Genomic DNA, 11599 nt, shown 5'->3' on the forward strand with positions numbered 1-11599 from the left:
GGTGAGTCGTCATTAACTTAGTAAGAATAAGAGGACACTTTCCTCTTTTTTAGATGTTTATATAAGCTACAGAAACTATAATATTTATAGCTGGCAATAGCTTACACTATTTGCTATTAGTATAAGTTCATAAAATAAGGACGTTTTCGCGCTAAAAAAGGGAAAGTGTCCTCTGATAAAGTTGTTAGTTGCCTATGAAACTTAAGCGTGTAATTTACGAATTATTTGAAATTGACTTTGGTTCGCTGAAGGGACAGTCAGATTCTGAATCTCATGAAATAGATCGTGAAATTTACTTAGAATTTGAAACTGGTGAAAAATTATATTTCTCTTGGTGTAACGAACCAGTTCAATATTGTATTGGGTTTAAATCTGAAAGGTTCAACGACAATGAACCTGATCATGTTATTGATGCTACTAACTGGAAAGTCTGGCGTGATTTAATAGGGCAAGATATAAGTTTTGTGTTTACTGATGAGTCACATCAAATTCTACATTTAAAGAGCCAGTCGTCATCTACCTATTTATCAAGCCAAGAAAATGGTTCTTGGGTAGCTGATGTATTACATATTTCAAAAGGGTTGCCAGTAATCGGCAACTAACAAGTTGCTTAAACGGACAAAAAACAGTTGGCTTTTGCTCGTTCCTCGCTAATTTTAGCCAACAATTTTTTGCCGCTTAGCAAAGCGTTACCACCGTCCGCTTATGGCACTTATGAGACTGTCAGGTTTGGTTAAATATTATTAGTCAAACACCTGACAGTTAAGGTCTGAGCTAGTGCAAGTTAAGACTTATTGGCGAATAGCTAGAACTAGCAGCTCTCACTTCTCCTCAAACCTCGGCACTTTTCGCTTATCTGCCTTATTCATAGCAAGCTCTTGAATTTCTTCTTGCTTAAGTTCATCGGATTTATCTTCTAATGATTGCTGATTAGCGTTTTCGTAAGAAAGCTCAGTGAGCAACGCAAAGTGATCAGAGCCATACTTAGCTAAGCGCTTAATACGCTTTACTTTAAAGCCTTCGCTGTGAAATAAATGATCCAGCGGCCAACGCATAAAAAAGTAGCCTGCATGAAAGGTATTATAAAAACCACGGCCTTTTCGAGGGTCTAAAAAGCCACTTATTTGCATAAATAAACGGGTGCTGCGCGACCATGCTACGTCGTTTAAATCTCCGGCAACTATGGTAGGTCGTGTTGGGTTTTTAAGTGCTTTAGCCACCATTATTAGCTCTGAGTCGCGCGGACGTGATGAATCTTCTTCGGTTGGGCTTGGTGGTGCGGGGTGAATAAAGTGCCCTTGCATTTGTAGGCCTTCATCGTTTTCAAACAAAATATGAATTGAGGGAATATCTTCTTCTATAAGCTCACATATTTGTGCATCGAGTATTTTAAACTTGCTGTATAAGTGCATGCCGTAACGATTATCTTTAGGGCATTCTATGTAATACGGGTAATTTTTTTTAATGACTGATAATTTATTTTCCCACCAGCTATCACTCTCAAGCGTAATAAGTAGGTCGGGTTGATGCTCATCAACAAGGCTAATTAACTGCTCACTTTTATGGTTCGACATAAGTACATTTGCCGACATAATTCTTATACTATGATCTATATGCTTAGGTGCGCTTTGCACTTCTTTTTTAGCAAGCCACGTATACGGGTAAATCCATTTACCTTGTAAAATCATTATAAGTAATGAGGTCAAGGCTATAAAAACATAACCTATTTCGCTACTTTGCCATAATAAAAACAACGAAGTAACAGCTACAAAACTGGCAATATAAAAAACCTGTAAGCGCACAAAGTCGCAGCTACGCACTAAGTAATGCTGGCTGTACGACATAGGCAACAAGGTAACCAGTAAAAAAAAGCCAATAATTATAGCCAGCGCAATGAGCATTTTAATATCCTTATAAAGTTAATTTAGCGACTTAAAATTGAAAGTATTTCTCGAGTATCGTGCACCATATGGATAACTGTACGGTCTATTTCTATACTCACTGTACCATTATCTCTAGAGCGTTCAATCACTCTACCTCTTTTGTATAAATCGCGTTCTAAAAAGTCGCCTCGATGATAGCTTTTACTTAGCCCTGGTGGCGTCCAACCTGCGCGGATTAGCTGCTTTGCCTCTTTTTTAGAAAGGTAGTCATTGTCGTTATGCTTGTGTGAATGATGCTTTTTATGGCCGTGTTTATGACCATGCTTATCTTTATGCGGTTTTGCGTCTGCGCTTATTGAACATAAAGCCAATGCTATTAGTGCTGTGTATGTTAGTACTCTCATAAATAATCTCTAGCATAATTAATAGCTAAAGATTAACAAACACGGCTGAACATCATATGAAACAACTAACACCTATTTAACGTTGTTTATATTGTGTTTTACAGTGGCTTCGCATAATGGCGGGATCGCGTAATTTTAAATGTTTTGTTTTACGACCTGCATGGCGCTTACGCCACACTTTAAAACTGCCTTTTGAAACATTGTCTCGCATAAAAACCACCAGCTGCGGATACTTTAATCCGTATAGCTGCTCTATAGCCTCGTAGGGGGTTCTATCTTCCCACGCCATTTCGATAATGCGTGACTGCTGCTCTGCGTTAAACATGGTATATCTCACAAATTTTAACTTATACGCTAGGTAAAAATACTTAGATCAATGCAATTAAGCTCAGTAACTGTATAATTGGCGTTCAAGTTATGTACTTTAAAAGATATCGAATTTATATTTATGCGCGCAATATTTCTGTTTTTAGCTTTAACTTTACCTTCGTTATTACTTGCAGCGCCAAGTAAAACCCTGCGCTGCGTAACAACCCACTACCCGCCTTTTACTATATTTGATGAAAAAAACGATACGTTCACGGGTTTAGATATTGAATATTTAACGTTTATTGAGCGTAATTTAAATCTTAAAATTGACGTAATTCATCTGCCATGGGCGCGCGTTAAAAAAGAAATGGCGCTGGGTTACTACGACTGCTATTTCTCTTTGGCCAATACAGAGGAACGTGCAAAGTATTTAGATTTTACAAGCGTGCCCTTGCATACTACTAAGTATGGTTTATTTACTTTAAACAAAGATAAATTGCTTACTGACGATTTATTTAATGCCCCAATAGCGATGCTGCGCGGTGTTGCTTTGCCTGAGGTTATTGCTACAAAGTACAACCTTGATGAGAGTAATTTACTTCGCTCACTTTCAACTAAAGACACTTTTGAGCTACTAGAAAAAAAACGTGTTGAATACGCGATAACTAATTATGAAGCAGGTATGTGGTACTCAAAAGAATATAAAAACATTTATGCTCGGCAATTAAATGAGTTTACATTTCCTACTTACATTGCTTTTAAGCGTGGCGTAATAGATACAAAATTAGTTGATGAACAAATAAAGCGTTTTAAAGCACAAGCTCAATAATTAACTCTGCACACGTTAAGAGATAACCAATGTTTACAAAACTACCAAAATGGGTTGAATATGGCGCGTTTACACTGGCATTTATAGCAGGTGTGGTTAACGCGGTAGGCTTATTAGGATTTGAGCACCAGGCTATTTCGCATGTATCTGGCTCTGTTACTTTACTTGGTATTAAAGTAATAACTAACCCCAGCACTGCCTTATTGCTACTTTCAATAATTATCAGCTTTATGTTGGGCTCTGCGCTGTCGGGCTTTTTGCTCTCTGGTGGCTCATTAAAACTTGGTCGTCATTACGACACTTTGCTTTTTATTGAAGGGTTGCTACTACTTGCGAGTGCTTATTTACTCAAAAACACATTCGTTTACGGCATTGTTTTAACGTCTGCTGCGTGTGGGCTACAAAATGCGCTAGCCACTAATTATAGTGGTGCTGTTATACGTACCACACATTTAACCGGTATTTTTACTGATCTTGGTTTAATGCTAGGTAAAGCGCTTAAAGGTGAGCAATTTGATACCCGTAAAGGCGTTATGTTTTTACTCATTATTGCAGGCTTTTTACTAGGCGGTATAACCGGCTACGTTTTATTTAAGCATTACTTAGTGCTGGCTTTGGTGTTTCCTGCTGTGGCTTGTTTTGTTTTATCAATTACGTATCGGGTTTATAGGTTACGTACGCTTTAACGCAACGAGTTTAAAAGCACATTAAAACCGCATATTATAGAGGTAATGCAATATAGATTACTTTCAAGGAATGTATGAAACCTTATTTTTTGCCGCTGATATTACCCTTTAGCCACACTGCGTTTGCCGATAATCAAAATAATGATGCAATAGAAACCATAACAACTACGGCATCACGTATTGAAGCGCTGTCGACCCCACTGCCTTTATCAATAAGTACACTCAGCGAAGCGCAGCTAAATAGCATAGCGCCTACCCATATTGAAGAAGCTCTGCAACGTGTAGCGGGTGCTAATATTCAACGCGGAAATGGCCAAGAGTATTTACCCGCGCTTCGCTCACAAGTGCTTTCGGGCGCAGGCGCTTGTGGTGGCATATTAACCTTAGAAGATGGCATACCACTGAGAGCCGCTGGGTTTTGTAATATAAACGAGCTATTTGAGGCGCACAGCGAAATGGCGCAGCGCATTGAAGTGCTAAAAGGCCCTGGCTCTGCACTTTATGGCTCAAATGCTGTGCATGGTGTTATTAATGTAATAACGCCCGACACTACTCAAGGCGGTGGTTTAGTTGGTTTAGATTATGGTTCGTACGGTTATACTCGCTACAAATTACGTGCAGGACAAGATTACGGCAACAGCGGCATAGGCATTAACGCAAGTGTTACCGACGATAGCGGTTACCGCGACGACGAAAGCGTAGAGCAACAAAAAGTAAATATTCGCCATCGCTATTCAAATAATAATTTATTACTTACCTCTGGGCTTACTTACACAAACCTAGATCAGCAAACTGCGGGATTTATTACGGGCTTTGAAAGCTATAAAAACGAAGACCTCTCGCAAAAAAACTTTGACCCAGACGCATTTAGAAAAGCACGTGCATTTAGAGCATGGAGCAATGCAACATGGCAATTAAATAACGATGATGTGCTCTCTACTACGTTATATTTTCGCGACCAAAGCATGGACTTTTTTAAGCACTTTTTACCCGGCACACCGCTTGAAAAAAACAGCCAAACCGGCTTTGGTGTGCAATCGCTTTATCAACATAATTTACAACGTAATGTAAAAGTAAACCTAGGGCTTGATGGCGAATACACGCAAGCCGACTTTACTCAAAGCCAAAACGAGCCCACTCAAGGTTCTGCATTTTTAGTTGCTACAGTACCCCAAGGTAAGCATTACGATTACGATGTAAACGCCACGCTTTATGCCCCTTTTGCATCGGTTGATTGGCAATTAAATAAGTGGTTACTTACCGCAGGTGTGCGCTACGAGCATATGCAGTACGACTACACCAATAATATGCTAGCAGGCAGAACAAAAGACGATGGAACAGAATGCGGCTTTGGTGGCTGCCGATACAGCCGCCCTGAAAGTGGAAAAAATAGTTTTAGTAATCTATCGCCAAAGCTTGGGGTTAGTTATCAGTACAATACAAATAACACGCTTTATGCAAACTTTTCTCGTGGTTACAGAGCGCCACAAGCGGCTGAGCTCTACCAATTACAACGCGAGCAAACCACTGCAAATTTAAGCGCCGAAATAGCCAATAACGCAGAACTAGGTATTAAAGGGATTTACGAAAAGCTACGTTATGGTGTGTCACTTTACGCTATGAGTAAACACAATACGATTTACCGCGATAGTGACTTTTTTACGGTAAATAATGGCAGCTCTCGCCATCGTGGTATTGAGCTTGAGCTTGACTACCAGCTCACCAAGTCGCTTGCGCTTAACTTTGCTGGCACTCACGCAAAGCATACTTATACTAACAACCAAGTACTTAACGGTTTAAATATAAACGGCAACGACATAGATACCGCGCCGCGTAATATTGCTAATCTTGATTTAACATGGCAAGCACTCAGCAATACGCAACTTGCTTTGCAATGGCATCGCGTTGGTAACTACTACACCGACCCAGAAAACTTAAATAAATACCAAGGGCATGATGTTTTAAGCCTACGCGCTCAGTGGCAAGTTACTAATAACCTTGAAGTGCTTGCCCGCATTATTAATTTAACTAATGAGGCTTATGCGGAGCGGGCCGATTACACCAGTTTTACCGGCGACAGATACTTCCCGGGTAGGCCTCGTAACGCGATGCTTTCGGCAACTTACACGTGGTAGTGCTTATTTAAGGGCTAAGCTTATTTAAAGACTAAGCTAATTTAACTGATTTAAGTCGCTCATGTATTTCATGGGCGACTTTTTCATTACCTTTTTAAACATAGTAATAAATGCACTCACCGACTCATACCCTAACAACTCCGACACCTGCTGCACACTTTGCTTATCAGAAAGCGCTTTTAAGGCTGTAATTATATGCAATTGCGTACGCCATTTTCCAAATGTCATGCCTGTTTCTTTTTTAATTAACCGCGCTAATGTGCGCTCAGTTAATGCAAACTGCTTAGCCCATTGTGGTAGTGTTTTTCGGTTATTTGGCTTGTTTATAAGCTGATCGCTCATAGTTTGAATTACCTCATTTTTAGATAATACAAAATCCAGTGGCTGTACGGGCATTTCAATAAGTTGATCAAATAACACCTGCGCTAAACGCGCTGTTTTACTATTTAAAGTATAGTGCTGATTATGCGCAGCCAACTCGCACATTAGCTCTTTAACCAGCGGCGTAATGGCTAAAGTACAAGTATTTAGCGGCATACCGTTTTTACTACTATCAATAAATAAATGACAAAGCTGCGCGTTATCAGACGCCCTATTGCTATGCACCTTTTGTGCTGGGATCCAAATTGCACTGTGCGTGGGCACCATCCACATTTTGGCCGACACTTCACAGGTTACATAACCATGCAGGGCTAAAATTAACTGCCCTTTAGGATGAGTGTGCAATGGTATTTCGTGACTTGCATGCGCGTGCTCTATTTTGGCTATTATGGGCTGCGCCATAGTTTCAAAATTTTTAATGTCGTCCCAACCGATTGCATCAAACATAGTTTTGTCTGTTTTTAGTTATTTAATGTCATTATCTCTAAATTATAGTTTTTGCTAAGCCTTTATACTAGCGCCCATTAAGTATTAGCTTTAATGGTCTTCCCTTTTGTTAAATAACACACCTAAATCACGCTTTGCTGGCATATTACTTGTGCTTGGCATATTACTTATTGCCGCAAATTTACGCGCCACATTTACAGGTATTGCACCTGTGCTTGAACAAATTATTAATCACTTTGGGCTTAGCGCATCACAAGCCGGTTTTTTAACAACGTTGCCACTCATTGCCTTTGCGGTTGTATCGCCAATGGCCGCAACTCTTGCTAAAAAACAAGGTTTAGAGCGCACCTTATTTGTCGCTTTATTATTTATACTTGCTGGGGTTGCAGCACGGGTAATAAATACCTCAACCATGCTGTTTGTGGGTACCGCTATTATTGGTGTGGGCATTGCCATTGCAAACGTATTATTACCAAGTTTAATTAAGCGCGACTTTCCTGCAAAGGTCGCGTTAATGACCTCAGCCTACGTGCTTACGATGGGCGTGGTATCGGGCGGGTTTTCTGCTTTGGTATTCCCGCTGAGCCAACTAAACGGATTAGGATGGCAACTTGCGCTGGGTTCATCAGCTATTATCACTCTGGCGAGTATTATTGTGTGGATGTCGCAATTAAGTAAACATACTAAACCCGCGAAAATTGCTCAGCACGTTAACAGTTCAAAAAGTGTATGGCGTTATTTACTAGCATGGCAAATTACCCTACTGCTAGGCTTAAACTCATTTTTAAATTATATAATTATTACGTGGTTACCCAGCATATTAATCGAAACCGGCCAAAGTGCCACGCAAGCAGGTGCTTATCATGGGGCTTTTCAAATAGCGACTGCATTACCGGGTTTAATATTAATTCCGTTACTTGCCAAATTAAAAGATCAAAGCGCGCTTAGCTTTATTTTAGCCATGTTGAGTGCACTCAGTGCATTGGGGCTGCTTTACATACCTAACTATGCCTTTGTGTGGACCTTAATGCTGGGTTTTTGCTCTGGTGCATGTTTTATACTGGGGTTGTCGTTTATTAGTTTACGAACCGATGATTCGCAACAAGCAGCATCGCTTTCAGGTATGTCGCAAAGCGTAGGTTATTTACTCGCGGCTATTGGTCCTATGCTAGCTGGTGCATTACACACGACTACGGGAAGTTGGAGTGCGCCATTATGGCTGTGCGCTATTGCCGGAGTACTGTGTGCATTATGTGGTTTAGGCAGTGGTAAAAACACTACTTTAGCTAAATCAGCTAACTAGTTGCTGTAACCACGAAAATAAACCAGATGAAGGTTTACTACTCGCGTGCTTTTGCTCGTAGCGTTTATTCGTTGCTTCGCGCTGTTCACGGCGCTCTTGTGCTAAATTAGCCTTTGCAGCAAAACGTAAACGCTGTTCTTGAGTAAGCTCATCATTAAAACTAATGGCTGTTTTTTTAACTGCTCGGCTGCTTTTAGGTGAACTACACATATTATTCTCCAAATGACTGACTTATAAGTAGACAGTCATTTGGTTAAATAAATTTCAAACCGCTTACTAAAAAAGTGATTTTTGATCAGTATTACTAATAACTCCAACTAACTAGTTTTGTGGGGTTGTATCAAACGCAGGTACTTCGTGTAAGCCGCTCAACCAGCTCAATGTTGATTTAGCCCAAATTTGTGCTGTTGGCGTAAACTGTTCACGCTGATCAACCGCACCAATACGCAAGCCATATACGCGGTCAGCTTTAGCTTCGTTAGTTGCATAAAGTGTTGTTCCACATGTGCCACAAAAACCTTGCGCACGCTTGTTACCGCTTTGCGCTGTTTTAACAAACTCTTTTGGCTCACCTTGGGTAAATACTACCGAATTTAGCTCTGCAATTATAACGGCTCTAAATGGGCCGCTCGACATACGTTGGCAATCGCTACAATGGCAAACAAGTGCATTGTTATTTTGAGACTTTGCTTGGTATTTAATTTCACCACAGTAACAGCTTCCAGTAATTTCCATTATTTAAATCCTTAATGCTTATGAAGATTGAATCGAGATATAAGACCGGCAGTATCGATTCATTATTTTTAAAATATAAAAAATTGCTCACCGGTTCATTTGTATGCTCGGCTAGATGTTTAATTCTTTAGAGTGATTTTTTCAAAGTTGAGCAAGTGCTACAAACATGATGCGATGTTTTAAATAAAACAGCAATACCACGTTAAGCTAATAGCGTAACGTGGTGCGTCTAAATTATTTTTTATATGTGTTTAGATCATAAAATAAGAATAGCAATGTAGAACCTCCCCTTATGTTGGGGGTAATTATTTAAAAGCATTCGCATTTTTAATACTGTCAAAATCGTTAAAGCGCACGTTGTGTTGCGCCATTACTTTAAGTATTTTTTCACTTAGCATTTGACGTAAATAAAACGGCTGATTTGGCACAAAATGATGGATAGTATGCGTTTTACCAAAGTTAAAACAAAACAAGTGAAACGGCATAAATAAACGGCTCGTTAGTACATGTGTTTGTTCAAGCATATTATTAACGCCGCCATAGTAATGCATGCTTGAGGTAACAAAATTAAGCGAGCTTGAGCGAATAATATTAGGCACAATAAGTACGACCATTAAAAATTCAAACACATTCATTGTACTTAACAACCAGCTAGGTGAAGTTAGCGAAAGTGGTATAAATAAATCAACAATATGAAATAAAATAACGCTATATAAAATAGCGAAATACGCAGTCGCTATCGGAAATCCCGCATTAAAAACACTCGAAAAACTAAAGCCATTAATTTCTTTTCTAAAACGTTTAGTAGAAATAACTAACCCTAATAAGCCATCTACAATAACTAGCGCGCGTAAAAATGGATTTTTAATACCGTTTCCCACCAAGCGTTCTTCTAGGTCTTGTTGTGTGCCTGAGGTTTTGTGATGGTGTAAATGCATTTTACGTCGGTACCATGGGCTAATAGTATTTGGCCGCATTAACCATACTGTTAGCATCATAAAATTATGCATGAACGGCTGATTACTAAAGTATTGTTTATGTATAAGGTCGTGCTCTAACTCATGGGAAATAGATGCAGCAATAGCCGCTAGTACTATGCATACCCAAGCAGGTATGATGGCTAAATAATATAAAACACCAACACCAATTAGTGCGCTAAGCGATAGCAATAAAATAATTAACCCTAAGGTATTTTGATGTGCAAGTAACGGGTGCTTTTGACGAAGTGATGCTTCCTCTGCCTTAATTGCTTTAACAATCGATTGAATGTTCTGTTTGGCACTTAATTGAGTCATATGTAATGTCTTAAAAACCTTGTTGTACAAATAATACCTGAATTAAGCGCAACATCGGGATAAAGCAGGAATAATTATTGTAATACGATTAACTATTATCAATAGTCCAATTGCTTATTTATTCAATCGCATAACAATTTAATAGCACTCATAACCCAAAATATTCGCTTTATATATCAGCCCAAAAAGACTTAAAAAATTTACCGATGGAGTCTCCTTGCTATAAGCGATTAATTATCAACCAGTTGTTTATGCAAATAAAAGAAAAGGCTTGCCGCCCCCTCTTTTGTTTGTATAATGCAGATACAGAATAAGAGGTATATAAGTATCCTTTTTATTTTAAGTGGTTTTTCTTTATCTTTTTATGCTTAAAAGATTAAAGAAAAATTATGCCAGCGTGATGAAATTGGTAGACATGGGGGATTCAAAATCCCCTTCCGAAAGGAGTGCCGGTTCGAGTCCGGCCGCTGGTACCACTTTTTGAACCTCAGCTAATTATTGGCTGAGGTTTTTTTATGCCTAAAATTTAACTAGTAATTTATACTAATTCGCTTTACTAAGTGAGCTACGTTTAGGCAGAAAACGGTTTCGATAACAAGATAAAACCTAGATGAGTTGAAGCAAAAGCTACAAGCCTTTCATTAAAGCCGTCAACGTAATTAGGAAGGTACATAAATCTAATTAGCATGCTAGTTATGCGTCTTGCTCTTGATTTGTTATATTCCCTATTCGATTATTTAACTCTTCGTCACTAACATCTTCTTTGTGTGTACCAATGATCCATATATGACCAAATGGGTCTTGTAGTGTGCCGGTCCTATCACCATAAAACTGATCATGTACGGGTCTTATTAGTGTTGCACCAAGCTCAATTGCTTTTTTAAATACGGTATCAACATCTTCAACATAAAGCATAAGGCTTAGCGCTGTACCACCTAGTTCTTTTGGGCTTTTTAAATGTTCTTCAGAACCAATATCTGAAAGCATAATATGCGAATCACCAATTATTATTTCTGCATGGGCTATTCCACCATCAGGTAAAGGCATTTGCATTACGTGTTCAGCACTAAATGCATCACAATAAAAATCTATCGCTTTTTGTGCGTCATTCATAATTAAATAAGGTGTAACTGAATGAAACCCTTTTGGTATTGCCGAAACTGACATAGTGATCACCTCGCTGTTGAATCCA

13 protein-coding genes and 1 tRNA gene are annotated in these 11599 nt (G+C 39.1%); 6 read left to right on the forward strand and 8 right to left on the reverse strand.

The window, feature by feature from the left end; genetic code table 11:
- Positions 1-194 precede the first annotated feature (194 nt).
- Positions 195-602 carry a hypothetical protein gene (locus I6E70_RS00360; protein WP_197187782.1) on the forward strand — a complete coding sequence of 136 codons (408 nt, stop codon included), beginning with the start codon at positions 195-197 and terminating at the stop codon, positions 600-602.
- 219 nt (positions 603-821) lie between these two features.
- On the opposite strand, the gene I6E70_RS00365 is transcribed toward I6E70_RS00360, so the two are convergent.
- The 3 genes from I6E70_RS00365 to I6E70_RS00375 all read right to left on the reverse strand — a co-directional run bounded on the left by I6E70_RS00365 (position 822) and on the right by I6E70_RS00375 (position 2612).
- Entirely contained in the window at positions 822-1901 is a 1080-nt protein-coding gene (locus tag I6E70_RS00365; RefSeq protein ID WP_197187783.1) for an endonuclease/exonuclease/phosphatase family protein, read from the reverse strand.
- 23 nt (positions 1902-1924) lie between these two features.
- Complete coding sequence (locus tag I6E70_RS00370) at positions 1925-2287, reverse strand: hypothetical protein (protein WP_197173190.1); 363 nt, start codon at positions 2285-2287, stop codon at positions 1925-1927.
- 76 nt (positions 2288-2363) lie between these two features.
- Positions 2364-2612, reverse strand: coding sequence for a TIGR03643 family protein (locus I6E70_RS00375; RefSeq protein WP_007581511.1), 249 nt, complete (start codon positions 2610-2612; stop codon positions 2364-2366).
- A gap of 123 nt (positions 2613-2735) precedes the next feature.
- Here I6E70_RS00375 and I6E70_RS00380 point away from each other — a divergent pair, with 123 nt between their 5' ends.
- The 3 genes from I6E70_RS00380 to I6E70_RS00390 all read left to right on the forward strand — a co-directional run bounded on the left by I6E70_RS00380 (position 2736) and on the right by I6E70_RS00390 (position 6246).
- Positions 2736-3425: a substrate-binding periplasmic protein gene (locus tag I6E70_RS00380; protein ID WP_197187784.1), complete on the forward strand. Its 690-nt coding sequence runs from the start codon at positions 2736-2738 to the stop codon at positions 3423-3425.
- 29 nt (positions 3426-3454) lie between these two features.
- Positions 3455-4111: a YoaK family protein gene (locus tag I6E70_RS00385; RefSeq protein WP_197187785.1), complete on the forward strand. Its 657-nt coding sequence runs from the start codon at positions 3455-3457 to the stop codon at positions 4109-4111.
- Positions 4112-4185: 74 nt separating this feature from the next.
- Complete coding sequence (locus I6E70_RS00390) at positions 4186-6246, forward strand: TonB-dependent receptor (RefSeq protein WP_197187786.1); 2061 nt, start codon at positions 4186-4188, stop codon at positions 6244-6246.
- A 36-nt stretch (positions 6247-6282) separates the two neighbouring features.
- Here I6E70_RS00390 and I6E70_RS00395 read toward each other — a convergent pair whose 3' ends face one another.
- Positions 6283-7074, reverse strand: coding sequence for an AraC family transcriptional regulator (locus tag I6E70_RS00395; protein ID WP_024605835.1), 792 nt, complete (start codon positions 7072-7074; stop codon positions 6283-6285).
- 106 nt (positions 7075-7180) lie between these two features.
- Here I6E70_RS00395 and I6E70_RS00400 point away from each other — a divergent pair, with 106 nt between their 5' ends.
- Complete coding sequence (locus tag I6E70_RS00400; RefSeq protein ID WP_197187787.1) at positions 7181-8377, forward strand: MFS transporter; 1197 nt, start codon at positions 7181-7183, stop codon at positions 8375-8377.
- Here I6E70_RS00400 and I6E70_RS00405 read toward each other — a convergent pair.
- From I6E70_RS00405 to I6E70_RS00415, 3 genes are all read right to left on the reverse strand, one after another.
- Positions 8366-8587, reverse strand: a complete 222-nt coding sequence (locus I6E70_RS00405; RefSeq protein WP_024605837.1) for a hypothetical protein — start codon at positions 8585-8587, stop codon at positions 8366-8368. The two genes, I6E70_RS00400 and I6E70_RS00405, sit on opposite strands and share 12 nt — an antisense overlap.
- A gap of 111 nt (positions 8588-8698) precedes the next feature.
- Positions 8699-9112 carry a GFA family protein gene (locus tag I6E70_RS00410; protein WP_197187788.1) on the reverse strand — a complete coding sequence of 138 codons (414 nt, stop codon included), beginning with the start codon at positions 9110-9112 and terminating at the stop codon, positions 8699-8701.
- A 305-nt stretch (positions 9113-9417) separates the two neighbouring features.
- Positions 9418-10407 (reverse strand): fatty acid desaturase, encoded by a 990-nt coding sequence (locus I6E70_RS00415; protein WP_197187789.1) that lies wholly within the window; start codon positions 10405-10407, stop codon positions 9418-9420.
- 391 nt (positions 10408-10798) lie between these two features.
- On the opposite strand from I6E70_RS00415, the gene I6E70_RS00420 reads away from it, so the two are divergent.
- Positions 10799-10883, forward strand: a tRNA-Leu gene (locus I6E70_RS00420).
- A 217-nt stretch (positions 10884-11100) separates the two neighbouring features.
- Here the strand turns inward: I6E70_RS00420 and I6E70_RS00425 are convergent.
- On the reverse strand, positions 11101-11574 hold the full coding sequence (locus tag I6E70_RS00425; RefSeq protein WP_197187790.1) for a VOC family protein: 474 nt from the start codon (positions 11572-11574) through the stop codon (positions 11101-11103).
- Positions 11575-11599: the final 25 nt, after the last annotated feature.

The organism is Pseudoalteromonas sp. NGC95 (assembly GCF_015864705.1).
GTDB lineage: Bacteria > Pseudomonadota > Gammaproteobacteria > Enterobacterales > Alteromonadaceae > Pseudoalteromonas > Pseudoalteromonas arctica.